Genomic DNA, 25,086 nt, shown 5'->3' with positions numbered 1-25,086 from the left:
ACGGCGATTGCGTCACAGTGACGCCCTACCGGCCCCGCGTGGTTCCGGCTTCGGCCGCGGGCTCCGTAATCTGGCCCGGAGTGCACAGAGCGGCGGGAAATCGTGGAACAGCAGACAGGCGCGGGTGCGGTGCTCGCGAGCCGGTACAGGCTCGTCGAGCCCATCGGCAGCGGCGGCATGGGGAAGGTGTGGCGCGCGCATGACGAGCTGCTGCACCGAACGGTCGCGGTCAAGGAACTGACGGCGGGACTGTACGTCGCCCAGGCCGACCGCGAGGTCCTGCACGCCCGCACCCAGAAGGAGGCGCGGGCCGCGGCCCGTATCCAGCACCCCGCGGTGGTCACCGTCCACGACGTGCTGGAGCACGACGACCGGCCGTGGATCGTCATGGAGTACATCGACGGCCCCTCGCTCGCCGAGGCGGCCAAGGCCGCGGGGCGCATCGAGCCCCGCGAGGCGGCCCGGATCGGCCTGCACGTCCTCGGGGCGCTGCGCGCCGCGCACGCGGTCGGCGTGCTGCACCGGGACGTGAAGCCGGGCAACGTCCTGCTCGCCAAGGACGGCCGGGTCCTGCTCACTGACTTCGGGATCGCCGCGATCGAGGGCGACTCCTCGATCACCCGCACCGGCGAACTCGTCGGCTCCATCGACTACCTGGCCCCCGAGCGGGTCACCGGCGGCGCCCCCGACCCGTCCTCGGACCTGTGGTCGCTGGGCGCCACCCTCTACACGGCCGTCGAGGCGCGTTCGCCGTTCCGTCGTACGTCGCCCATCTCCAGCCTCCAGGCCGTCGTCAACGACGAGCCGCCCGTGCCGCGCCAGTCGGGTGTCCTCGGTCCGGTCATCACCGCGCTGCTGCGCAAGGACCCGGCGGAGCGCCCCTCGGCGGCCGAGGCCGAGCGGATGCTGATCGAGGCGATGGAGGGGCGCGAGCCGAAGGCGGCGCAGGCGTACGTGCCCACGCGCGCGGTCAGCGCGCAGGAGATGGCGCCCGCGCAGGAGGAGGTCGCGCGCCCGGAGCCGGCGCGGACCGCCACGACCGCCGTCACGGGGACGCCGGAGCCCGCGGCGGGCGGGTCGTCCTCGCCCGGGAGGTTCAAGCGGGTCGCGGCGGTCGCGCTGGTGGCGGCCCTGCTGGGCGGCGGCGGGGTGTTCGGCGTGCTGACGTACCTGGACGGCAGGGACGAGGGCGGCTCCGACAAGGACGTGTCCGTCGTCGACGGGCGGGGTGCGGACGGCAAGGCGAAGGCGACGCAGGGCGCGCCGCCGGCGGGCTGGAAGAGGGTCACCGACCCCGTCGGCGGTTTCACCCTGTTCGTCCCGGAGGGCTGGACGCGGCAGACGGACGGCAACCAGATCGACTACACCCCGGACAACGGCAAGACCTTCATCCGCGTCGCCGTCGACACCACCCCGGACTACGACAACGCGTACTCGCACCTGCTCGATCTGGAGAAGCAGGTGGCGAAGCGGACGGACTACAAGCGGCAGCGGCTGAACCAGAACACCTTCCGCGACAGCACGCGCTCCGCGTTGTGGGACTTCACCTGGACCGAGAAGAACAACCACGCCGGACCGCGCCGGGCCATCGAGCAGATGTACATCACCCCGGACAACACCGAGTACGCGATCTACATGGCGAGCCCCGTCTCCTCCTGGAGCGCGACCCGTCAGCAGTTCGACATCGTGCTCAGCGGTTGGGAGCCGGCCCCCGCGAAGCCCTGATCCCGCCATCGCGCCAGTGATCGCTGGCAGATTTGGCAAAATCGGTTACCGGCGGGTACCCAAAGGGGTCCCGGCGCAATACGCTCACGGCCATGACGGACTCGCAGGCCCCCGCCGCCCCTCTCCGCCCCGCGCCCACCAACCCGGTCGCCCCGGCCCCCGCCGGCGCCCGCACCGCCGCCGACGTGGTCACCCCCGACCTCGTCGCCCGGCTGACCCGCGGGGTGATCGGCTCCGGCCGGACCGCCAACCACACCCCCTTCACCGGGGAACGGCTGGCCGAGCTGCCCGAGGCCGGCCCCGAGGACGTCGCCACCGCCTTCGCCCGGGCCCGCGCCGCCCAGGGCGCCTGGGCGGCGGTACCCGTACGCCGGCGGGCCGCGGTCCTGCTGCGCTTCCACGACCTGGTACTCGACCGTCAGGCCGAGGTGCTCGACCTCATCCAGCTGGAGACGGGCAAGGCCCGCCTGCACGCCCACGAAGAGGTCCAGGCCGTCGCCGTCGCCGCCCGCCACTACGGCCGCAAGGCACCCGCCTACCTGCGCCCCAAGGGCCACACCGGCGCCATGCCGACCCTCACCAAGGTCACCGAACTGCGCCAGCCGCGCGGGGTCGTCGGCCAGATCGCCCCCTGGAACTACCCCCTGGAGCTGTCGGTCGGCGACGCGCTGCCCGCCTTCGTCTCCGGCAACGCCGTCGTCATGAAGCCCGACACCGAGACCGCGCTCACCGCCCTGTGGGCCCGCGACCTGCTGATCGAGGCCGGCCTGCCCGCCGAGGTCTTCCAGGTCGTCCTCGGCGAGGGCCCGGTCGTCGGCCCCGAGGTGGTCCGCCACGCCGACTACGTCTCCTTCACCGGCTCCACCCGCACCGGCCGCGAGGTCGCCCAGGGCGCCGCCGCCCGCCTCGTCGGCGTCTCCCTCGAACTCGGCGGCAAGAACGCCATGCTCGTCCTCGCCGACGCCGACGTGGAGAAGGCCGCCGCCGGCGCCGTCCGCGCCTGCTTCTCCTCCGCCGGCCAGCTCTGCATCTCCATCGAGCGGATCTACGTCCACGCCTCCGTCGCCGACGCCTTCGTCGAGCGCTTCGCCGCCCGCACCCGGGCCATGCGGCTCGGCGGCTCCCTCGCCTACGGCGCCGACATGGGCTCCCTCGTCGGCGAACGCCAGCTGGAGACCGTACGCCGCCACGTGGACGAGGCCGTCGCCAAGGGCGCCACCCTCGTCGCCGGCGGCGTCCACCGCCCCGACATCGGCCCCCTCTTCTACGAGCCCACCATCCTCGACGGCGTCGAGGCGCCCATGGCCGTCTGCGGCGAGGAGACCTTCGGCCCGGTCGTGTCCGTCTACCGCTTCACCGACGAGGACGAGGCCGTCGAGCAGGCCAACGCCACCGCCTACGGCCTCAACTCCAGCGTCTGGACCAAGGACGCCCGCCGCGGCCACGCCGTCGCCGCCCGCCTGCGCACCGGCACCGTCAACATCAACGACGGCTACGCCCCCGCCTACGGCAGCGCCCAGGCCCCCATGGGCGGCATGAAGGACTCAGGCCTCGGCCGCCGCCACGGCTCCGAGGGGATCCTCAAGTACACCGAGGCCCAGACCGTCGCCCACCAGCGGCTCCTGCCGATGGGCCCCTCGCTGGGCATGGACGACGAGAAGTACGCCGCGTTCATGTCCCGCAGCCTGAAGGTCCTCAAGACGCTCCGATTCCGCTAGGCACGACAGCCCAGGAGGCACCCGCAGTGTCGTACGACTACGACGTCATCGTCATCGGATCGGGCTTCGGAGGGGCGGTCTCGGCACTGCGGCTCACCGAGAAGGGCTACCGCGTCGGCGTCCTGGAGGCAGGACGCCGCTTCACCCGCGAGAGCCTGCCCCGCAACAGCTGGGACCTGCGCAACTACCTGTGGGCGCCCGCCCTCGGCCTGTACGGGATCCAGCGCATCCACCTGCTCGGCAACGTGATGGTGCTCGCGGGCGCCGGAGTCGGCGGCGGCTCGCTCAACTACGCCAACACCCTCTACGTGCCGCCCGCCGCGTTCTTCGCGGACCGCCAGTGGGCGTCCATCACCGACTGGCACGCGGAGCTCGCCCCGTACTACGACCAGGCCAAGCGGATGCTCGGCGTACGACTGAACCCGACGCTGACCCCCTCCGACGTCCACCTCAAGGCCGCCGCCGAGCGGATGGGCGTCGGCGACACCTTCCACATGGCGCCCGTCGGCGTCTTCTTCGGCGACGGCGACGACGCCGAGGGCGGGCCCCGGATCCGCCCCGGGCAGGAGGTCCCCGACCCCTACTTCGGCGGCGCCGGCCCCGCCCGCAAGGCCTGCACCGAGTGCGGCGAGTGCATGACCGGCTGCCGGCACGGCGCGAAGAACACCCTGAACGAGAACTACCTCCACCTGGCCGAACGGGCCGGCGCCGTCATCCACCCCATGACCACCGTCACCGCCCTCGCCGAACACCCCGACGGCGGCTACCGGATCCGCACCGTCCCCACCGACCACCGCCGCGCCGACCGCGCCAAGGTGCTGCGCGCCCGGTACGTGGTCGTCGCGGCCGGCACCTACGGCACCCAGACCCTGCTGCACACCATGAAGGACCGGGGCGAACTCCCGCGCCTGTCCGACCGCCTCGGCGACCTGACCCGGACCAACTCCGAGGGCGTGGTCGGCGCCCAGACCGACGACCGCCGCTACCGCAGGCGGCACGGCGGCACGGGCCGCACCGACTTCACCCGGGGCGTGGCCATCACCTCCTCGGTCCACCCCAACGCCGACACCCACATCGAGCCCGTCCGCTACGGCAAGGGCTCCAACGCCATGGGCTTCATGACGGTCCTCCAGGTCCCCTACTCGCCCCGGCGGGTCCGCGCCTGGTTCGCCCGCACCGCCCGCCACCCCGTGCAGCTCGCCCGCTCCCTGTCCAACCGCCGCTGGTCGGAGCGGACCATCATCGGGCTCGTCATGCAGTCCCTGGACAACTCCCTGACGACCTACCGCAAGCCCCGGGGCATCGGCAAGGGACTGCTCACCGCCCGGCAGGGGCACGGCGCCCCCAACCCGGTGCAGATCGCCGAGGCCACCGAGGCGGCGACCCTGCTGGCCGAGGAGATCAACGGCTTCCCCGGCAGCAACGTCGGCGAACTGATGGGCACCCCGCTGACCGCCCACTTCCTCGGCGGCTGCCCCATCGGCGCCTCCGCCGACGAGGGGGTCGTGGACCCGTACCACCGCCTCTACGGGCACCCCGGCATCTCGGTCGTCGACGGCTCGGCCGTCTCCGCGAACCTCGGGGTCAACCCGTCGCTGACGATCACGGCGCAGGCCGAGCGGGCGATGTCGTACTGGCCGAACAACGGGGAGGCGGACCCGCGGCCCGCGCAGGGGGAGGCGTACGTCCGTCTGACGGCGGTGGAGCCGAACCGGCCCGCCGTGCCCAAGGAGGCCTTCGGCGCCCTGCGGCTGCCGCTGCTGCTGCCCGTCCCGGAGGTTCCCGCGCGCAAGGCCGCCGGGACGCCGTCGGAACCCGGGGAACGGATCGGCTGAGTCGTCCCGGACACGTACCGGGCGGGCACCGCGCTCCCCCTCCGAGCGCGGTACCCGCCGCGGTACAAGAGGGGACCGGCCAAGGCCGAAGAAGGTTGTACCGGAATCCTTTTCCCGTGGCTGTGGTGTCGGTCACACGGCCCGGAGCGCAACTGTGGCGGCGCCCCGGGTGTCAAGAGGTGCATGAGACAGCGCATCTCCCTGCTGGCCGCCTGCGGCCTGGTGGCCGTCGGGTTGGCGGCCACCCCGGCGAACGCCGCGGATCCCGTCTTCACCCTGACCGGCTCACCGGCCGCCCTGGCCCTGACCCCCCACCCCGGTGGCACGGGCACGCCGAAGCCCGCCTCCCTCGCCCTGCGGCTCGACCGGCCGAGCGGCGACACCAAGTTCACCTTCACCGTCGACCTCTCGGGGATCGACAAGGTCGCGGACGTGAAGGAGAAGAACCCCGCCGCGACCGGCCCCCGGTGCGAGAAGAGCGGTACCACCCTCGTCTGCGCCGACCGGACCGCTACGGGAGGCGGCCCGGCCGGCATCGACCTGGAGGTCACCGCCGCCAAGGACGCCGCGAACGGCGCCACCGGCACCCTCACCGTCACCGGCACGGCCACCGGGGCGAGCGTCACCGCCGCCCGCACCGCGATCCAGGTCGGCGGCCCCGACCTGGTCATGACGGAGATGGCGCTCAAGACCGCGCCGAAGCCCGGCGAGAGCCAGCCGCTCCCCCTCGCGTTCGCCAACCGGGGCACCCAGTCCGCCCACGGCGTCATCCTGGAGCTGGAGGCCACGCACGGCCTGGAGCTGCCCGAGCGGTACGACAACTGCACGTACACCCCCGGCCGGACCTCGACCGCCGTCCGCTGCGTGGTGGACGGCGAGTTCAAGGCGGACGAGAGCTACGAGGTGGCCGGCGAGAGCCCGCTGCACCTCAAGGCGAGCGCGCACGCCCGCACCGAGCGGTTCGCCTACGGGGTCCTCCCGGTGGCCCCCGCCGCACGCGGCGGCGCGGCCGACCAGGGCACGGCCGACCGGAGGACCGGTCAGGACGCCCAGGACGCCCCGGGCGGCCAGGCCGCCAAGAAGGGCACCGGCGGCCGCAAGCTGATCGCCAAGAAGCGCGTCACGGCCAAGCCCGGCCCGGACCTGAACCCGAGCGACAACCGGCGCGAGGCCTTCATCGGGGTGGAGAACAAGGCCGACTTCGCGGCCGACGCCCTCGCCCTCAAGGGCGCGTCCGGCGCCACCGTCAAGGCGCCCGTCACGATCCGCAACCTCGGCCCCGGCTGGGTCTTCGACCCCAAGTCCCCCGAGGCCCCGGCGGCCGTCGCCGAGGTGCGGTTCCCGAAGGACGTGAAGGTCGTCAAGGTGCCGGCGTCCTGCCGTGCGGCCGCCCCCTCCGAGACCTCCCGCTACCTGTGCGCGACGGCCTCCTCCGTACTGGAGAAGGAGAAGATCGAGTTCCCCTTCGAGGTGCGGCCCGAGAAGGACCTCCGTGACGCCAAGGGCGCGATCACGGTCGGTCTGCCCGACGCGAAGGGCGAGCTCGGCAAGCACGCCTTCGACCCGAACCTGGCCAACAACCAGGCCGACGTCGTGGTGAACCCGACCGCCGTCAGCCCGAGCCCGAGCCCGAGCACCTCGACCGGCGCGAGCCCGAGCCCGAGCGCCTCCACGAGCGCCTCGGCCTCGCCGACGGCCGGAGCCGGCGGCAACTCCACCCCGCAGGGCGGCACGACCGGCAGCGGTCCGCTGGCCTCCACCGGTAGCGGCGCGGCCCTGATCGGACTCGCGGCGGCCGCCCTCTTCGCGGTCGGCGGCGCGCTGTTCCTCGTCTTCCGGCGGCGCGGAGCGGCCCACGCGTAGCGGCGCGGGCGCGCGCGGGTCGACGTAGGACCGCGCGCGCACGACGGAACGGCCGGCCCGGGGCGTCCCCCGGGCCGGCCGTCCTTTTTTGAGGGGTGACCGGGCTGCTGTCCCCTGCCGTCCGGTCACGCGAGGGAGCGAGGTCCCACGACGCGCGCCGTCGGGCGGCACGTCTCATCGCTCCCGCGGAGCCACGCGTGGTGGTGCGTGTCCGCGTCTGGCCGGCGCGGACATCCTCACCAACGAAGCCCCTCGGGGCCGGTCACGCTCCGGACGGGTGACGAACAGCCGTCACACCCGGCCCCGGCACAGCTCCAGCAGCGTCATCGCGAGCCCGGTGCCCGGCTTGCCGAGGGCGTCGCTGAAGTGGGCCAGCACCTCCATCTCGCGCGAGAGGTGCACCCGCCGGCCGCCCGAGGAGATCCGGGCCTCCTGGATGACGGCCGAGACGGCCATCCGTTCCTGGATCAGTCCGATGATCCGGTCGTCGAGGGCGTCGATGCGCTCGCGGGAGTCGGCGATCAGCTGCTCGGGGGTGGTGGTGATCGTGGTCATGGTCGGTCTCCTGTCGGATGGGGCCGACGGGACCGGAGGAACGCCAGAGCGCCCCGGTCCTGTCGGACCGGGGCGCTCTGGGAAGTTCGGCGGCTCAGGCGAGCATCACGAAGACCCATGGCGACCGGACCGGCCGGTGCCATAGGTAAAGAGGAAGCTCAGCTGCTTGCGCATGGAACGGATTATTACCATCCGTCCCGCTCCGGGCCAACCCGGTTCGGATGGTGAGACGAATCCGGCCACCCGTCCCCCGTTAGAATCGACAACACAACACCCTCTTTCCGCCGGAAGGCCGCCCCGTGCCAGTAGCACCCTCCGCCGCACCGGACGTCGTCCTCGTTGTCGACTTCGGCGCGCAGTACGCCCAGCTCATCGCCCGCCGCGTCCGTGAGGCCCGGGTCTACAGCGAGATCGTCCCCAGCACGATGCCCGTGGCCGAGATGCTGGCCAAGAACCCCAAGGCGATCATCCTCTCCGGCGGTCCGTCCTCCGTGTACGAGGAGGGCGCCCCGCGGCTCGACCGCGCGCTCTTCGAGGCCGGGGTCCCCGTCTTCGGCATGTGCTACGGCTTCCAGCTGATGGCCGTGACCCTCGGCGGCACCGTCGACAACACCGGCGCCCGCGAGTACGGCCGCACCGCGCTGTCCGTCTCCAAGTCCGGCTCCACCCTCTTCGAGGGCACCCCGGACCAGCAGTCGGTGTGGATGTCCCACGGCGACGCCTGCTCCGCCGCCCCCGAGGGCTTCACCGTCACCGCGTCCACCGACGTCGTCCCGGTCGCCGCCTTCGAGAACGACGAGAAGAAGCTCTACGGGGTCCAGTACCACCCCGAGGTCATGCACTCCACGCACGGCCAGCAGATCCTGGAGCACTTCCTCTACCGCGGCGCGGGCCTCGCCCCGACCTGGACCACCGGCAACATCGTCGAGGAGCAGGTCGCGGCCATCAAGGCGCAGGTCGGCGACAAGCGCGCCATCTGCGGCCTGTCCGGCGGCGTGGACTCCGCGGTCGCCGCGGCCCTCGTCCAGAAGGCCATCGGCTCCCAGCTGACCTGCGTCTACGTCGACCACGGCCTGATGCGCAAGGGCGAGACCGAGCAGGTCGAGAAGGACTTCGTGGCCGCCACCGGCGTCCAGCTGAAGGTCGTCGACGCCGAGGAGCGCTTCCTGAACGCGCTGGCCGGCGTCTCCGACCCGGAGACCAAGCGCAAGATCATCGGCCGCGAGTTCATCCGCGTCTTCGAGCAGGCCCAGGCGGAGATCATCGCCGAGGGCGGCGCGGACGTGGCCTTCCTGGTGCAGGGCACCCTGTACCCGGACGTCGTCGAGTCCGGCGGCGGCACCGGCACCGCGAACATCAAGTCCCACCACAACGTGGGCGGCCTCCCCGAGGACATCGAGTTCGAGCTCGTCGAGCCGCTGCGCCAGCTGTTCAAGGACGAGGTCCGCATGGTCGGCCAGGAGCTCGGCCTGCCCGAGGAGATCGTCCAGCGCCAGCCCTTCCCCGGCCCCGGCCTCGGCATCCGCATCGTCGGCGAGGTCACCAAGGAGCGCCTGGACCTGCTGCGCGAGGCCGACGCCATCGCCCGCGAGGAGCTGACCGCCGCCGGCCTGGACCGCGAGATCTGGCAGTGCCCGGTCGTGCTGCTCGCCGACGTCCGCAGCGTCGGCGTCCAGGGCGACGGCCGCACCTACGGCCACCCGATCGTCCTGCGCCCCGTCTCCTCCGAGGACGCGATGACGGCCGACTGGACGCGCATGCCGTACGAGGTGCTCGCCCGCATCTCCACCCGCATCACCAACGAGGTGGCGGACGTGAACCGCGTGGTCCTGGACTGCACCAGCAAGCCGCCGGGCACCATCGAGTGGGAGTAGTCCCCACCCGCCGTACGTGACGGAGCCGCCGTTCCCCTCCGGGGAGCGGCGGCTCCGCCGCGTGTATGGCCACTTGGCGCGGCCGCCGGTACCTTGCGCGGCGAGCCGAAGGAGGGGGCCATGCCGCAGAAGCCCGAGCCCGTGCCCGTGGAGCGGCTGCGGTTCGACATGCCGCCCGTCCACCGGGGGCCTGCCGAGGAGCGGGCCCACCGCAGGGAGCGGCTCGCCGGGGCGCTGCGGCTCTTCGCCCGCCTCGGCTACGAGGACGGGGTCGCCGGGCACGTGAGCGCGCGGGACCCGGAGTTCGAGGACTGCTACTGGGTGAACCCCTTCGGCCGGGCCTTCGCCGGCCTCGGCCCCGAGGACCTGCTGCTGGTCGACGGGGACGGGCGGGTCGTGCGCGGGGAGCGGCGGGTCAACCAGCTGGCCTTCGCGGTGCACGCGGCCGTGCACCGGGCCCGCCCCGAGGTGGTGTCCGTGGTCCGCGCGCAGGCCCCGTACGGGCGGGCCCTGGCCTGTCTCGGCGAACTGCTGGCTCCCGTCACCCACGAGGCCTGCGCCTTCTACGAGGACCACGCGCTCATGGACGAGTACGCCGGGGTCGACGACGCGGGGCGGGTCGCCCGCGCCCTCGGACCGCACAAGGCGCTGATCCTGCGCAACCACGGGCTGCTGACGGTCGGCGGGTCGGTGGACGCGGCGGCGTGGTGGTTCGTGGCCGCGGAGCGGGCGGCGCAGGTCCAGCTGATCGCGCGGGCGGCCGGGAAACCGGTGCCGATCGACCACCCGCGGGCGGTGGCCGCGCGCGAGCGGTTCGGCGGCGATCTCGCCGCCTGGGCCTGCTTCCAACCGCTGTGGCAGATCGTCACGGAGAGTGGCGTCAACATCATGAACGGTTAATCACCTGCTCTGACATCGTGCGCAATCCGGAGCACTGCCCCAGTGGTGCACAATTCGCTGGCATTGCACCGGAGTTCAGAGAGGCGGCACGCACGTGGCTGTCCAAGAGATCCCCAGAAGCACCCACGGCGGCGGCTGCACCTGCGACGACTGCCCCCACGGAGCCCGCGAGGGGCACCGCCGGGCGGTGGCGGCGTTCCTGGAGAAACGCGACGAGTTCGCCGCTGGCCAGGGAGTGCCGGCCGCCGTGGCCCACTCCCTCGGCGGCTCCCGCCAGTGGGTGTCCGACGAGCTGACCCTGTCCGCCCGCACCGCCGCCGACCGCGGCCGGGAGGCCGGACACTCCTGGCTGTACCTGCTGTCCCGACGGGCCGTCCTCACCCTGTGGATCGCCGCCGGGGTGCTGCTCGTCGTCGAGGTCGGCACGGCGCTCGGCACCGGCTGGTCCACGGCCCGCACGGCCGGACTGCTGGCCGCGCTGGTGCTGGTCGGGCTGCTCAGCGTCGCCGCCCGGGCCCAGTCGCTGCGCGGCGGCCTGCTCGCGCCGCTGGTCGGCGAGGACAACCGGCTGTCCACCTCCCGCGCCGTCCCCGCCGCCTGGCTGGTGCTGACGGCCTTCGCGGCGCTGCTGCCGGCGCTGCGGCTCGCCACCTCACCGCCCGGACCCGAGCGCGACGCCCTCTACGCCGGGCTCGCCCTCGACCGCGCGCTGCCCCTGCTGGCGGTGCTCGGCCTGACCTCGGGGGTGGCGGTGCTGGTGCGCCGGGTGGTCTGCGTACGGATCGCCGGGCAGCGGATGCAGAAGCTGCCGGCCGACCGTCCCCGGGGCGCCGACCTGCTCACCGACGACGCGGGACGGGGCAGCTTCACCGACGCCCAGTACGTCCTGGTCTCCACGGTGGTGCTGGTCTTCGCCGCGGTGTCGCTGGCCCGCTTCCCCGACCGGCTGCCCCGACTGCCGTGGTCGCTGGCGCTGCTGGTCGCGCTGTCGGCGGTGGTCTACCTGGCCGCCAAGTACGCCGAGGGCGGCCGACCCCTCGTCCTGTCGGTGGTCCGCAGGCGCGAACCCGGTGACCTGGACGGCGCGCTGCGCCCGGGCGACGACATCGAGATCCGCGGCCTGGGCTTCGTACCGCCGGGGGCGCAGACCCCGGAGATGCTGGCCCGGATCGTGGTGCGGATCGGGGCGGTCCACGTGCACGTCCCGCTGGTGCCGGTGGCGGGCGGGTTCACGAACCCGTCGGACGCGGTGCTCACGGTGCCGGTCCCCGCCGAGGTCGAACCGGGCCGCACCGAGATCCAGGTGGTGACCGCCGCCGGAGTGGAATCCAACCGGTACGGCATCGATGTGGCCGAGTGAACGGGGTATGCATGGGGCGTGACCCGAACTGACGGCCTCTCCGGCGCGCGCCAAGACGCCGCCCGCCACGCGCTCCTGCCCCTGCGGATCTTCCTCGGCGTGACCTTCGTCTACGCGGGTCTCGACAAGCTGACCGACTCCGCCTTCCTGTCCGCCACCGGCAGCGGATCCATCGGCGACATGATGCGCGGGGTGCGCGACTCCTCGGCCGTCCCCGCCCTCGTGGACCTCGCCCTGAAGGCCCCTGTCGGCTTCGCCGTCTTCCTCGCCGTCGCGGAACTCCTCGTGGGCCTCGCCACCCTGGCCGGCCTGCTGACCCGCCTCGCGGCCGTCGGCGGCGCGCTGATCTCGCTCAGCCTGTGGCTGACGGTGTCCTGGGCGGTCACCCCGTACTACTACGGCAACGACCTGATCTACCTGATGGCCTGGACCCCGCTGATCCTCGCCGGGGCGCCCTACCTGTCGGTGGACTCCCTGCTCGGGCGCGGCGGTGCCGCGGACCCCCTCCCGCCGTCGTCCCTGCGGTCCCGGCGCACGGCGTAGGTCACCATCCCGACGACGGCGGCCAGGCAGAGCCCGCCCGCGGCCATCGGGACCACCAGGAACCACGGCAGGTCGGTCTCGCCGGTGGCGTCCAGCAGGTAGAGCACCCCCGCCGCGGTCAGGACCAGGCCCGCCAACAGCCTGCCCGGCTGGAACTCATGACGCCGCACGGGCCACCTCCACCTGTCCCACGCCCGCCTCCAGGCGCAACTCGATCGTCCCGCCGGCCTCGGTGCCGGGGGCGGGCGGCAGGGTCGCCTGCCGGGTCTCTCCGCCGTCCTTGATCCGGATCTGCCCGCCGCGGTCCCCGGGCAGTTGGATGTCGCCGATCCGGATCGAGATGTCGGCCTTCGCCGTGACCTCCCGGGGCAGCACCACCTTCAGCCGGCCCGCGTCGATGACGGCGCGGACGGGCACCGTGGCCCCCTTCGGCACGTCCAGACCGGTCAGGTCCAAGGTCGCGAGTCCGGTCCCCGACGCGTACAGCGGCTTCACGTCGGCCACCGCCGCCGGACGCCAGACGACGTCGTGCCAGTCGGTGGTGATCTCGCGCGGCAGGACGGCGGCCACCGCGAGCAGCCCGGCCGTGATCAGCGCCAGCAGTACCGTGCCGAAGCCGGTGCGGCCCTTGACGGAGCTGACCGCGAGGCCCAGACCGAAGACGGCCAGGGCCGCCGCGAAGCCGATCTGGAGGGCGTGCGAGAGGGTGCTGCCCTCCCACACGGCGGCCGTGCCGATGCCCCCGGCCAGCAGCGCCAGGACGAACACCCGGCCGCCGATCCCCGACGAACGCCGTACGGGCGCCCGCTCGCCGCGCGCCTTCACCCGACGGGTCCGGTCCACCGGCTCGGCCGTGTCGTCGGGGCCCCACAGGTAGCCGGTCGAGCCGACCGGGCCCGTCGTCCCGTCCTTCACCAGCGGGTCCCGCCACCACGACGGACTCCCCGGGACGGGCGGCGCCTGCGTCTCGGGCGGCGCCGGTCGGTGCGCCGCGGGCCGCTCGGGAGCGGGGGAGCCCGCCTCGGGGGCGAGAGTGTGCCGGTGGCGCTGCGACCAGTAGGCGGCCCCGCCCAGAGCCAGGATCACCAGGACGGAGAAGCCCCCCAACACCCCCTTGTCGATCATCGACAGGAACATCGCGCAGCCCACGAGCGCGCCGAACACCGCCGCGAGGGTGGCCCCCTCCACCCGGCCCGTGAGGAGCTTCTTGCCCTCGCTGTCGTCCTCGCCCTCCTGGGGCAGGAGCAGCCACGCGAACCCGTAGAAGATCAGACCGACGCCGCCGGTCACCGCGAGCACGCCGAGGACGATCCGGAACACCACCGGGTCCAGGTCGAAGTACCGGCCCAGACCGCCACACACGCCCGCGAGGACCTTGTCGTTCTTGCTGCGGCGCAGGGGAGGACGGTCCCCCGCGGCGGGTGCCCCCGGACCGGCCGGCGGGGCGTCGTGTACATCGGTCATGGCTCCATGGTGACGGGCCGTGCGACCGCACGGCACCGGGGCCGACCCTGGCGCAACCCTGATATCCCCCCGACCGAACTGGGGGAACGCCCTGATGTCCGGCCGGGCCCGCGCATGTGACCCTTGGTGTCATGCCCGCAGCAGCCGCCGCACCCCGTACCCCGCACGCCCCGGACACCGACGAGAGCGCCCCGCGCAAGCTCTACCGCAGCGCGGACGGCCGGATGCTCGGCGGTGTCGCGCGCGGCCTCGCCGGGCACCTCGGGCTGCCCGTGCTCTGGGTCCGCCTCGCCTTCCTCGGCCTGTTCCTGTTCGGGGACGGCCTCGGAGTGCTGCTCTACGCCGCGTTCTGGGTCTTCGTCCCGCTCGGCGTCGGCGGCAGCACCGGACACCACTCCTTCTTCGAGACCCTCGACGACGGCACCCGGCGCCTGCGCAAGCCCGACAAGGGGGCGGTGTCCGGGCTGATCGCCCTCGTCGTCGGCGCCGGGATCTTCATCTCCCAGCTCAGGGTCGGCGGCGAGAACGGCCGCTACATCTGGCCGACGCTGCTCGTCGGCGCCGGCGTGGTCCTCGTCTGGCGTCAGGCCGACAACGCCCGCCGCGCCCACTGGGGCCCCGCCAAGGGCAGCCGCGGCCGCCTCTTCCAGGCGGCGCGGGCCCTGGCGGGCGTGGCCCTCGTCGGCGTCGGCCTGACCGTCTTCATCGTCGTCCGCGGCTCGGCGGCCCAGCTCGGCAACGTCCTCACCGCCACCCTCGCCGTCCTCGTCGGTATCGCCCTGCTCGCCGGCCCCTGGCTGATCCGGATGACCCAGGACCTCTCCGAGGAACGCCTCATGCGCATCCGGGCGCAGGAACGCGCCGAGGTCGCCGCCCACGTCCACGACTCCGTCCTGCACACCCTCACCCTGATCCAGCGCAACGCCGAGGACGTCGGCGAGGTCCGCCGCCTCGCGCGCGCCCAGGAACGGGAACTGCGCAACTGGCTGTACAAGCCCGAGGGAACCGGCAAGGACGAGGAGGAGGAGCCGACCACCCTCGCGGAGGCGGTCAAGAAGACCGCCGCCGAGGTGGAGGACCACCACGGCGTCCCGATCGAGGTGGTCGTCGTCGGCGACTGCCCCCTCGACGAGAAGCTGGGCGCCCAGGTCCAGGCCGCGCGCGAGGCGATGGTCAACGCCGCCAAGTACGGTGGCGAGGGGGGACCGGTCCAGGTCTACGCGGAGGTCGAGGGCCGTACCGTGTTCGTGTCCGTACGCGACCGCGGACCGGGCTTCGACATCGACGCGGTACCCGACGACCGCATGGGCGTACGAGAATCGATCATCGGCCGGATGCAGCGCAACGGCGGGACCGCCCGACTGCGGTCCGCGCCCGACGGCGGCACGGAAGTCGAGCTGGAGATGGAGAGGGCGGCATGAGCGAGGACAACGGTGTGACGCGGGCGGAGACCAGGCGCGTGCGGGTGGTGCTCGTCGACGACCACCGGATGTTCCGCGCGGGCGTCCAGGCCGAGATCGGCGAGACCGCGCGGACCGGCGTCGAGGTCGTCGGCGAGGCCGCCGACGTCGACCAGGCCGTCACCGTCATCACCGCCACCCGCCCCGAGGTCGTGCTCCTCGACGTGCACCTGCCCGGCGGTGGCGGCGTGGAGGTGCTGCGCCGCTGCGCCCCGCTGATGGCGGCGCACGAGAACCCGGTGCGCTTCCTGGCCCTGTCGGTCTCCGACGCGGCCGAGGACGTCATCGGCGTCATCCGGGGCGGCGCCCGCGGCTACGTCACCAAGACCATCACCGGCGCCGACCTCGTCGACTCCGTCTTCCGGGTCCAGGACGGGGACGCGGTGTTCTCGCCGCGCCTCGCCGGCTTCGTGCTGGACGCCTTCGCCTCCACGGACGCCCCGCCGGTGGACGAGGACCTCGACCGCCTCACCCAGCGCGAGCGCGAGGTGCTGCGACTGATCGCGCGCGGGTACGCGTACAAGGAGATCGCCAAGCAGCTGTTCATCTCGGTGAAGACGGTGGAGTCCCACGTCTCGGCCGTCCTGCGCAAGCTCCAGCTGTCCAACCGCCACGAGCTGACCCGCTGGGCCACGGCCCGCCGCCTGGTCTGAGCGCGACGCGGTCCGCCCGCCCCCGGTTCCCCCGCCGACCGACATGTGATCCACGACGCAGGTCCGGCGGGCAACCGGACCAGGGGCCGGCGGACTCTTGGGTGGCGTGATGAGCCTGACGGGGACCCCCCTTCTCGCGACGGTGGTCGCCCTGACCGTGATCGCCGTCGCCCTGCCGCTGGCCGTGTGGAGCAAGGTGCGCGGCCCCGCCGTCGCACGCGGCGCGACCCGCGTCCTGATGGTGGTCTTCGCCCAGGTGACGGCCGTGGCCCTGGTCTTCGTCGCGATCAACCGGGACATGAACTTCTACGCCTCCTGGGGCGACCTGATGGGCACCGGGTCCTACGTCCAGGCCGCCCCCGACCTCGGCCCGGACGGACTCGGCGGCAAGAAGGCCGAACAGGTCAAGGAGGAGCCGAAGGCCCGCCAGGACTTCCAGCCGGTCGAGGGCCTCGGCGGGCGCGTGAAGAAGACCGAGCTCGACGGGAAGATCTCCGGGGTCAAGGGCGACGTCATGGTGTGGCTGCCGCCGCAGTACGACGACCCGGCCTGGAAGGACCGGAAGTTCCCGGTCGTCGAGCTGATCCCCGGCATACCCGGCACCGGCAAGTCCTGGTTCCAGGGGCTCAAGGCGCACGAGGTGCTGGAGCCCCTCATGAAGGAGGGGAAGATCCAGCCCTTCATCCTGGTCTCCCCGCGCGCCATGCTCCTCGGCAACGCCGACACCGGCTGCGCCAACCTCACCGGCAAGGTCAACGCCGACAGCTGGTTCAGCGTCGACGTCCGCAAGATGGTCACCGACAACTTCCGGGCCTCGGACGAGGCCCGCACCTGGGGCGTCGCCGGATACTCCGCCGGCGCCTACTGCGCCGCCAAGCTCGCGATCCTGCACCCCGACCGCTACGGCGCGGCCGTCTCCCTGTCCGGGTACAACGACCCCGGGCAGGAGCCCAGCTCGCTGGTCGCCCAGGACCCGGAACTGCGCCGCACCCACAACCTCAAGCACCTCCTCCAGACGCAGCCCGCCCCGCCGGCGGTCTCCCTGTGGATGTCGGGCGCCGAGCACGACGGCTACCTGTCCGGCCAGGACCTGAAGGCCATCGCCAAGAGCCCGACGACGGTGCACGCGGAGAAGGTCGGCGGCGGGCACAACCTCGACTCGTGGTCCAGGCAGCTGCCGCAGACCTTCGACTGGCTGAGCAAGACGGTCAAGGCGCCGTAGCGGGAGGCCTCGGGCCGGGCGGCTCGGGCCGGGCGGATCGGGTCGGACGCCTCAGGCCGGACGGGAGGCGCCCGCCCAGGGCATCGAGTCCACCGGCGCGAGGCGGACCGTGGAGCCGGGACGCGGGGCGTGGATCATCTGGCCACCGCCGACGTACAGGCCGACGTGCGTCACCCCGGAGTAGAAGAACACCAGGTCACCGGGGGCCAACGCGTCCCGCGAGACCCGCCGGCCGGCGTTGATCTGGGTGTAGGTGGTGCGGGGCAGGGAGACCCCGGCCGCGCGCCACGCCGCCTGGGTCAGCCCCGAGCAGTCGTACGAGCCCGGTCCCGTCGCGCCCCACACGTACGGCTTGCCGATCGCCCCGTGGGCGAACGCCACCGCGCGGGCGGCGCGGGAGCCGTCCGAGGGGACCGGTGCCGGGCGCGCCGCGGGCCCGGCCGCCGCGCCGGCCCCGGCCCCCGCGGCCGGGGTGGTCGCGCCACCGCCCGACGCGGCCTCGTACGCCGCCCGCTCCTCGGCGGTGAGCCGGTCCAGCAGCCGCTTGGCGGTGTTCAGCCGGTCCTCGACGACGGCCTTCTGCGCGGCCAGTTCGTCCTGGCCGGCGCGGAGTTCCGCGACCTTGCCGGCCGCCTTCTCGCGCAGCGCGCCGACCTCGTCGAGGCCGCGCCGTACGGAGGACACCTCGGCGGCGGTGCGGTCGCCGGCCCGGGCCAGGAAGCCGGCGCGGTCGAGGTAGTCCTGCGGGTCGGTGGCCATGGCCAGTTGGAGCGCGGGGCCCAGCCCGCCGCTGCGGTACTGGCCGGCCGCGAGCGAGCCGAGCGCGTTGCGGGCGGTGTTGAGGCGGTCCGTCCTGCGGGCGGCCTCGTCGCGCAGCCCGTTCAGCGACCGCTCCGCCGCGTCGGCCTTCTCCTTCGCCCCGTTGTACCGCTCGGTCGCCGCCTCGGCCTCCCCGTAGAGCCGGTCCACCTCGGCCCTCACCTGGGCCGGGCCGAGCTGCGGTTCGGCCTGCGACGTGCCCTCGAAGGCGGTGGTGGTGGCAGCGCCCGCGAGGGCGAGCGTGGCGGCGGTCCGTACGGGGCCGCCGCACAGCGGGCGCTGCCGGGGCTTTCGATGACTGGCCACGGGGGCCTCACGTCCTTCCGTCGGTCTTGGGGGAGGACGCTAAACCCGGAGGTCACGGGACGATGTCGAAAAGCCCGGAAGTGATCTTGTCTGGCCGTGGATGACCGGAGGGGACCGCTCAGTGCCAGAGGACGGCGATAAAGATATTCGCCACGGTCAGTCCGCCCACCGCGCCGAACAGCGCCTTGTCGACGCTCTCCTCGTCCCGCTTCACGTAGACCAGCGCGAGGATCACGAAGAGGATCGCCAGCTTGATCCCGATCTTCACGTGGTTCAGGGGCGCTCCGCCGCTCATCTCCCGGAAGCCGACGAGCAGGACGCCGGTGACGAGCATGGTCAGCGCGCCGTGCAGCATCGCGGGCGTGAAGCGGGCGGTGCCGGCGCCCATCGCCTTCATCTGGGTCAGGAAGCCGCCCAGCAGCGAGGCGATGCCGATGATGTGCAGGCCGACGAAGACATTGATGAGAACGGTCATGCCGTCGAGCGTACGGGGCGCCCCCGCGCCCCCCGACGGCGGAGGGGCCGGGCCGGGCACGGGCCCGGCCCGGGGCCGGCGCGGGCCCGGTGCGGGCCGGTCCGAGGCCGTGGAACGGGGGGTCGCAGGTGGGGACGGGCCGGAACCGGCCATGGCCGATTCGGTCCCGCGGTGAAGCCTTCCGCGCCGTGATCACGGCGGCGAAGCTGAGGCACGGCAGCGGGGGAAACCCCCGCTGACACCCCCTCAGAGCCCCGGCGGCGTCACCGCGGGACGTGCACGGGCGAGGGGGAGGCGCCGGAGCGCACGCCCCGGCTCCCCGCACCCGATCCCCCGTCGTGAACCGGAGTTCCGCCATGCCCCGTCACACCCGTACGCCCGGTACCCGTACGCCCGCCGCCCGTACGTCGTCCACCCGTACGTCCTCCACCCCTTCGCCCCGCCGCGCCGCGGTGGCCGCCCTGGTCGCCGCGGCCGTCGCCTCCGGAACGGTCGTGGCCGTCGACTCGGCGGCGCTGGCCGCGCCGTCCGCCGCCACGGGCGTTCCCGCCGCGGCCCCCACCGCCGACCCGATACCGGATCCGGACTTCGGCAGTTCCGGCCAGGGGGCGGTGGCCCCGGTGTCCGGCGAGCTGAGAGCCTCGGTCTACTCGGCCGCCGCCACGAAGATCACCCGTAGCCGGGTCATCGCCCGCGCCAAGTCCTGGGTCGGCATCGGCCTCGACTACTCCGGAGGCGGCCGGTACGGCGGCTACCGCACCGACTGCTCCGGCTTCGTCTCCATGGCCTGGGACCTGGACGACTCGCTGACCACCGACGCCTTCGAACCGCGCGGCACCGTCCACTCCATCGCCAAGTCCGAACTGAAGGCGGGCGACGCCCTGTTGGACAACGACGCGGGGGTGAACGGCCACGTCGTCCTCTTCGAGAAGTGGGCCGACAGCGCCAAGACCCGTTACTGGGGCTTCGACTTCACCCCCTCCGGCGTGCACCACCGCGTCTACGACTACCCGTACTACCCGGGCTACGGACCCTTCCTCCCCGTCCGCTACGACAACATCGTCGACGACACGACGACCCCGCCCGCGCCCCCCGCCGGCATGACCGACCTCGTCGCGGCCAACCTCAACGGCGACGGCGTCGACGACGTGGTCGGCGTCGAGGCCTCCACCGGCAAGCTGTGGCTCTACAAGGGCAACGCGAACGGCACCATCGCGGGCGGCTCCACCCGGGTCGAGATCGGCTCGGGCGGCTGGAACGGCATGTCCGACCTGGCGGCCGGCGATTTCACCGGCGACGGCAGGGACGACGTCATCGCCACCGAGGAGAGCTCCGGCAAGCTCTACCTCTACCCGGGCAACGGCAGCGGCCTCGGCGCCCGCAAGGAGATCGGCTCGGGCGGCTGGAACGGCATGCACGACCTGGTGGGCGGCGACTTCACCGGCGACGGCAGGGCCGACCTCGTCGGGGTGGAGCGCTCCACCGGGAAGCTGTGGCTCTACAAGGGCAACGGCGCGGGAGCCATCGGCGGCGGCAGCACCCGCGTGCTGATCGGCACGGGCGGCTGGAACGGCATGCACGACCTCGTCGGCATGGACATCGACAGCGACGGCAGGGCCGACCTCGTCGGCGCGGAGACCTCCACCGGCAAGCTCTTCCTCTACAAGGGCGAGGGCACCGGCCTCGCCGACCGCAAGGAGATCGGCTCCGGCGGCTGGAACGGCATGAACGACCTGGTCGGCGGCGACTTCACCTCCAACGGCCACGACGACCTCGTCGGCGTGGAGAAGGCGACCGGGAAGCTGTGGCTCTACCCGGGCACGGGCTCCGGCCTCGGCGCCCGCAAGGAGATCGGCTCCGGCGGCTGGTAGCCGCCCCCCGGGACGGCGGGGCGTGACCACACCCGCCCCCGCCCCCGTCCCCACCCCGGCTCCGGCGGCCCCCCGCCGTACGAGCCGTCACGCACCCCACCTCCACCCCTTCCCCGGGCACCCGTGTGCCGGTTTGGAACCCCACATGTCTGCGAACACCCCCTCCGTCCCCTCCGCTCCCGCAGTCGCCGCCCCGACCCCCCGCACCTCGCGACGCGTGCGGATGGCCACCGGACTGATCTGCGCCACCCTGGCCGCCACCGCCCTCTCCGTCGGCGGGGCCCGGGCCGAGGACGGCGACCACCACGGGGAGCTGCCCGTCCTCACCGCCGAGGAAATGGGACTCTCCTCGTCCTACAACGCCCCGATGGCCGCCACCTTCGCCACCGGCGACAGCCGCCCCCGCTTCCAGATGCCCTTCCCGTGCGGCGAGAAGTGGTTCGGCGACTCCCGCTCCACGCACCGGCCCTCCGCCAACTCCGTCGACTGGACGCACGGCGGCGCGTCCACGACCGTGAACAAGTCGGTCCTGGCCAGCGCCGGCGGCACCGCCCACATCCGGGACAAGGGCAACGAGAGCTACGGAAAGTTCGTCGTCATCGACCACGGCAACGGCTGGAGCACCCTCTACGCCCACCTCAACGCCTTCAGGGTGTCCGAGGGGGAGAAGGTCGACGCCGGCGAGCTGATCGGCCTCGTCGGCAGCACCGGCGGATCGACCGGCGCCCACCTGCACTACGAACAGCGCCACAACTCCAGCTACCAGCGCACCGTCTTCAACGGCACCGCCTTCTACCCCGACGCCAGCCTGACCAGCAAGAACTGCGCGGCCCCGACCCCGGACCCGAAGCCGGACGGCCCGGGCGGCGGCGGCACCGGCGACACCGGCATGATCGACCTGGCCTCCGCCGACCTGACCGGCGACGGCGTGATCGACGTCGTCGGCGTGGAGAAGTCCACCGGAAAGCTGTGGCTCTACAAGGGCAACTCCAACGGCACCATCGCGGGCGGCTCGACCCGCGTCGAGATAGGTTCCGGCGGCTGGAACGGCATGTCCAACCTGACCGGCGGCGACTTCACCGGCGACGGCAAGGACGACGTCGTCGCCGTCGAGGAGTCCACCGGCAGGCTGTGGCTCTACAAGGGCGCCGACAACTCGACGATCGCGGGCGGCTCCACCCGCGTCATGATCGGCACCGGCGGCTGGAACGGCATGTCCGACCTGACCGGGCTGAACCTCAACGGAGACAAGGTCTCCGACCTCGCGGCCGTCGAGAAGTCCACCGGCAAGCTCTACCTCTACCCGGGATCCACGAGCGGGCAGCTCGGGACCCGCAAGGAGATCGGCTCCGGCGGCTGGAACGGCATGTCCAACCTGACCGGCATGGACGTCAACAACAGCGGACGACAGGACCTGGTCGGGGTGGAGGAGTCCACCGGGAAGCTGTGGCTCTACCCGGGCAACAACGGGTACATCGGCGAGCGCGTCCTCATCGGCACGGGCGGCTGGAACGGCATGTCCGACCTGATCGGCGGCGACCTCCAGGGCGCCACCGGCGCCGACGACCTGGTCGCCGTCCAGAACTCGACCGGCAAGCTCTTCCTCTACCCGGGCACCGGTTCCGGCCTGGGCGAGCGCAAGGAGATCGGCTCCGCCGGCTGGTAGCCCCCGGCGCCGGGCACCGGCCCGGCCCCTGCCGGACCGACCGACCGGACCGACCGGGACCGACCGGGACCGACCGACCGGACCGCCGAAGCTCATGGGAAACGACCGGCCCACCCCCGCGGGGGCGGGCCGGTCGGCCTTTTTCCGGCGGGCGGGACCGGGTGTCGGTCCGGCCCCCTAAACTCGGAAGGCGATGAGCAGCCTCTTTGACGACAGCTTCCTGGCCGACCTCAGCCCCTCCGACGAGGTCCCGCCGCCGCCCGAGGAACACGCCGCCCCCGAGCCGGGCGCGGACGACCTCTTCGGGGGCCGCTTCGACGTACCCATGGGCGGGGACGCGTACTACCGCGACGGGGCCCCGCGCCCCGTCATCGACCCCTCGACGCTGCTGGACGGGCTGAACGAGCAGCAGGCGGCGGCCGTGGTGCACGCCGGCTCCCCGCTGCTCATCGTGGCCGGCGCCGGCTCCGGAAAGACACGGGTGCTCACGCACCGCATCGGGCACCTGCTGTCCGCGCGGAACGTCCACCCCGGCCAGATCCTGGCGATCACCTTCACGAACAAGGCCGCGGGCGAGATGAAGGAGCGCGTCGAGGGCCTCGTCGGTCCCCGCGCGAACGCCATGTGGGTCTCCACCTTCCACAGCGCGTGCGTGCGCATCCTGCGCCGCGAGTCCAAGCGCCTCGGCTTCACCTCGTCGTTCTCGATCTACGACGCGGCCGACTCGAAGCGCCTGATGGCGCTCGTCTGCCGCGACCTGGACCTCGACCCGAAGAAGTTCCCGCCGAAGTCCTTCAACGCCAAGATCTCGAACCTGAAGAACGAGCTGATCGACGCGGACGCCTTCGCGGACCAGGCGGCGGACGGCTTCGAGAAGACGCTCGCCCAGGCGTACGCGATGTACCAGGGGCGGCTGCGCGAGGCCAACGCGCTCGACTTCGACGACATCATCATGACCACCGTCCACCTCCTCCAGGCGTTCCCGGACGTCGCCGAGCACTACCGGCGACGCTTCCGCCACGTGCTGGTGGACGAGTACCAGGACACCAACCACGCCCAGTACACGCTCGTGCGCGAGCTGGTCGGTCCCGGCCTCCCGGACCTGCCGCCGGCCGAACTGTGCGTGGTGGGTGACGCCGACCAGTCGATCTACGCCTTCCGCGGCGCGACCATCCGCAACATCCTCCAGTTCGAGGAGGACTACAAGGACGCGACGACGATCCTGCTGGAGCAGAACTACCGCTCCACCCAGACGATCCTGTCCGCCGCCAACGCGGTCATCGAGCGCAACGAGAACCGCCGCGCGAAGAACCTGTGGACCCAGGCCGGCACCGGCGCGGTCATCACCGGCTACGTCGCCGACACCGAGCACGACGAGGCCCAGTTCGTCGCCGACGAGATCGACCGGCTCACCGACGCAGGCGACGCCAAGGCGGGCGACGTCGCGATCTTCTACCGGACGAACGCCCAGTCGCGCGTGTTCGAGGAGATCTTCATCCGCGTCGGACTGCCCTACAAGGTCGTCGGCGGGGTGCGCTTCTACGAGCGCAAGGAGGTCCGCGACGTCCTCGCGTACCTGCGCGTCCTCGCGAACCCCGAGGACAACGTCCCGCTGCGCCGGATCCTCAACGTGCCCAAGCGCGGCATCGGCGAGCGCGCCGAGGCGATGATCGACGCGCTCGCGATGCGCGAGAAGATCACCTTCCCGCAGGCCCTGCGCCGTGTGGACGAGGCCTTCGGCATGGCCGCCCGCTCCACCAACGCCGTCAAGCGCTTCAACGTGCTGATGGAGGAGCTGCGCACGATCGTCGACTCGGGCGCCGGCCCCGCCGTGGTCCTGGAGGCGGTGCTGGAGCGCACGGGCTACCTCGCCGAGCTCCAGGCCTCGACCGACCCGCAGGACGAGACGCGGATCGAGAACCTCCAGGAACTGGCCGCGGTGGCGTTGGAGTTCGAGCAGGCCCGGGAGGCGGCGACCACCGAGGCCGCGGAGAACGGCACGCCCGCGCCCGGCCCCGGCACCCTGGCCGAGTTCCTGGAACAGGTCGCGCTCGTCGCCGACTCCGACCAGATCCCCGACGAGGACGAGGACGGCTCGGGCGTCATCACGCTGATGACCCTGCACACCGCCAAGGGCCTGGAGTTCCCGGTGGTCTTCCTGACGGGCATGGAGGACGGGGTCTTCCCGCACATGCGCGCCCTGGGACAGACCAAGGAACTGGAGGAGGAGCGCCGCCTCGCCTACGTGGGCATCACGCGGGCCCGCGAACGGCTCTACCTGACGCGCTCCGGCATGCGCAGCGCCTGGGGCACGCCCTCCTACAACCCGCCGTCGCGGTTCCTGGAGGAGATCCCGGCCGAGTACCTCCAGTGGAAGCGGACCGGCGCGGCGCAGAAGCCGGCGGGTCCGATGCGCGGCTCCGGCTACGGCTCCTCCGGCTCGGGGAAGGCCACGTTCGGCACCTCGCCCGAGGCGTTCCTGTCCTCGTCCCGCACGAAGTCGGGTCCGTCGGGCTTCGCCACGCGGCGGGCCGCCGACAAGCCGGTCATCGCGCTGGCCGTCGGGGACCGGGTCACGCACGACCAGTTCGGGCTGGGCACGGTCGTGGAGGTCCGGGGGGCCGGCGCGGACGCGCAGGCCACCATCGACTTCGGGGACGACAAGCCGAAGCGGCTGCTGCTGCGGTACGCCCCGGTGCAGAAGCTGTAGGCGGGGCTCCGGAAACCGAGAACCGGGCCCGCGTGCGCGGGCCCGGTCCGGGCGGTTCGGGGTCCGG

19 protein-coding genes are annotated in these 25,086 nt (G+C 72.9%); 14 read left to right on the top strand and 5 right to left on the bottom strand.

Annotated features, from left to right (window positions below):
- Positions 1–102: 102 nt before the first annotated feature.
- The 4 genes from AB0D01_RS23090 (at position 103) to AB0D01_RS23075 (ending at position 7,141) form a co-directional block, all read left to right on the top strand.
- Complete coding sequence (locus tag AB0D01_RS23090) at positions 103–1,725, top strand: serine/threonine-protein kinase (RefSeq protein ID WP_363058118.1); 1,623 nt, start codon at positions 103–105, stop codon at positions 1,723–1,725.
- Positions 1,726–1,817: 92 nt separating this feature from the next.
- Positions 1,818–3,443: a succinic semialdehyde dehydrogenase gene (locus AB0D01_RS23085; RefSeq protein WP_363058116.1), complete on the top strand. Its 1,626-nt coding sequence runs from the start codon at positions 1,818–1,820 to the stop codon at positions 3,441–3,443.
- 26 nt (positions 3,444–3,469) lie between these two features.
- Positions 3,470–5,278, top strand: a complete 1,809-nt coding sequence (locus AB0D01_RS23080) for a GMC family oxidoreductase (RefSeq protein WP_363058114.1) — start codon at positions 3,470–3,472, stop codon at positions 5,276–5,278.
- Between the two features lie 183 nt (positions 5,279–5,461).
- Entirely contained in the window at positions 5,462–7,141 is a 1,680-nt protein-coding gene (locus AB0D01_RS23075; RefSeq protein ID WP_363058112.1) for a hypothetical protein, read from the top strand.
- A 291-nt stretch (positions 7,142–7,432) separates the two neighbouring features.
- Here AB0D01_RS23075 and AB0D01_RS23070 read toward each other — a convergent pair whose 3' ends face one another.
- A complete protein-coding gene (locus AB0D01_RS23070) occupies positions 7,433–7,696 on the bottom strand; it encodes a chorismate mutase (RefSeq protein ID WP_363058110.1) in 264 nt (87 codons plus the stop codon).
- Positions 7,697–7,995: 299 nt separating this feature from the next.
- Between AB0D01_RS23070 and guaA the strand changes: the two genes are divergently transcribed.
- From guaA to AB0D01_RS23050, 4 genes are all read left to right on the top strand, one after another.
- Positions 7,996–9,570 (top strand): glutamine-hydrolyzing GMP synthase, encoded by a 1,575-nt coding sequence (guaA, locus tag AB0D01_RS23065; RefSeq protein ID WP_363058108.1) that lies wholly within the window; start codon positions 7,996–7,998, stop codon positions 9,568–9,570.
- A gap of 120 nt (positions 9,571–9,690) precedes the next feature.
- A complete protein-coding gene (locus tag AB0D01_RS23060) occupies positions 9,691–10,470 on the top strand; it encodes a class II aldolase/adducin family protein (protein WP_363058106.1) in 780 nt (259 codons plus the stop codon).
- A 94-nt stretch (positions 10,471–10,564) separates the two neighbouring features.
- Positions 10,565–11,830 carry a hypothetical protein gene (locus AB0D01_RS23055; RefSeq protein WP_363058104.1) on the top strand — a complete coding sequence of 422 codons (1,266 nt, stop codon included), beginning with the start codon at positions 10,565–10,567 and terminating at the stop codon, positions 11,828–11,830.
- 18 nt (positions 11,831–11,848) lie between these two features.
- Positions 11,849–12,373 (top strand): DoxX family protein, encoded by a 525-nt coding sequence (locus tag AB0D01_RS23050; RefSeq protein WP_363058102.1) that lies wholly within the window; start codon positions 11,849–11,851, stop codon positions 12,371–12,373.
- Here the strand turns inward: AB0D01_RS23050 and AB0D01_RS23045 are convergent.
- Positions 12,286–12,543 (bottom strand): hypothetical protein, encoded by a 258-nt coding sequence (locus tag AB0D01_RS23045; protein WP_363058100.1) that lies wholly within the window; start codon positions 12,541–12,543, stop codon positions 12,286–12,288. The genes AB0D01_RS23050 and AB0D01_RS23045 overlap by 88 nt on opposite strands.
- Positions 12,530–13,837 carry a PspC domain-containing protein gene (locus tag AB0D01_RS23040; protein WP_363058098.1) on the bottom strand — a complete coding sequence of 436 codons (1,308 nt, stop codon included), beginning with the start codon at positions 13,835–13,837 and terminating at the stop codon, positions 12,530–12,532. The genes AB0D01_RS23045 and AB0D01_RS23040 overlap by 14 nt, the downstream gene beginning before the upstream one ends.
- Before the next feature lie 131 nt (positions 13,838–13,968).
- Here AB0D01_RS23040 and AB0D01_RS23035 point away from each other — a divergent pair, with 131 nt between their 5' ends.
- The 3 genes from AB0D01_RS23035 (at position 13,969) to AB0D01_RS23025 (ending at position 17,172) form a co-directional block, all read left to right on the top strand.
- On the top strand, positions 13,969–15,258 hold the full coding sequence (locus AB0D01_RS23035) for a PspC domain-containing protein (RefSeq protein ID WP_363058096.1): 1,290 nt from the start codon (positions 13,969–13,971) through the stop codon (positions 15,256–15,258).
- The gene (locus AB0D01_RS23030) at positions 15,255–15,950 is read left to right on the top strand and encodes a response regulator transcription factor (RefSeq protein ID WP_363058094.1); all 696 of its coding nucleotides are present in this window, start codon (positions 15,255–15,257) and stop codon (positions 15,948–15,950) included. The genes AB0D01_RS23035 and AB0D01_RS23030 overlap by 4 nt, the downstream gene beginning before the upstream one ends.
- A 109-nt stretch (positions 15,951–16,059) precedes the next feature.
- On the top strand, positions 16,060–17,172 hold the full coding sequence (locus AB0D01_RS23025; RefSeq protein ID WP_363058092.1) for an alpha/beta hydrolase-fold protein: 1,113 nt from the start codon (positions 16,060–16,062) through the stop codon (positions 17,170–17,172).
- Positions 17,173–17,223: 51 nt separating this feature from the next.
- Here the strand turns inward: AB0D01_RS23025 and AB0D01_RS23020 are convergent, their stop codons facing one another.
- Both AB0D01_RS23020 and AB0D01_RS23015 read right to left on the bottom strand, forming a co-directional pair.
- A complete protein-coding gene (locus tag AB0D01_RS23020) occupies positions 17,224–18,297 on the bottom strand; it encodes an NlpC/P60 family protein (protein ID WP_363058090.1) in 1,074 nt (357 codons plus the stop codon).
- Positions 18,298–18,415: 118 nt separating this feature from the next.
- Positions 18,416–18,772 (bottom strand): hypothetical protein, encoded by a 357-nt coding sequence (locus AB0D01_RS23015; protein ID WP_363058089.1) that lies wholly within the window; start codon positions 18,770–18,772, stop codon positions 18,416–18,418.
- A 356-nt stretch (positions 18,773–19,128) separates the two neighbouring features.
- On the opposite strand from AB0D01_RS23015, the gene AB0D01_RS23010 reads away from it, so the two are divergent.
- The 3 genes from AB0D01_RS23010 (at position 19,129) to pcrA (ending at position 25,019) form a co-directional block, all read left to right on the top strand.
- Entirely contained in the window at positions 19,129–20,643 is a 1,515-nt protein-coding gene (locus tag AB0D01_RS23010; protein WP_363058087.1) for a VCBS repeat-containing protein, read from the top strand.
- A gap of 145 nt (positions 20,644–20,788) precedes the next feature.
- A complete protein-coding gene (locus AB0D01_RS23005; protein ID WP_363058085.1) occupies positions 20,789–22,309 on the top strand; it encodes a VCBS repeat domain-containing M23 family metallopeptidase in 1,521 nt (506 codons plus the stop codon).
- A gap of 193 nt (positions 22,310–22,502) precedes the next feature.
- Complete coding sequence (pcrA, locus tag AB0D01_RS23000) at positions 22,503–25,019, top strand: DNA helicase PcrA (RefSeq protein ID WP_363058083.1); 2,517 nt, start codon at positions 22,503–22,505, stop codon at positions 25,017–25,019.
- The last annotated feature ends 67 nt before the right edge of the window (positions 25,020–25,086 follow it).

Source organism: Streptomyces sp. NPDC048606 (assembly GCF_040650855.1).
In the GTDB taxonomy this organism is placed as follows: domain Bacteria; phylum Actinomycetota; class Actinomycetes; order Streptomycetales; family Streptomycetaceae; genus Streptomyces.
The sequence above is the reverse complement of the archived record's forward strand: the minus strand, read 5'-3'. Positions and strand labels throughout refer to the sequence as shown.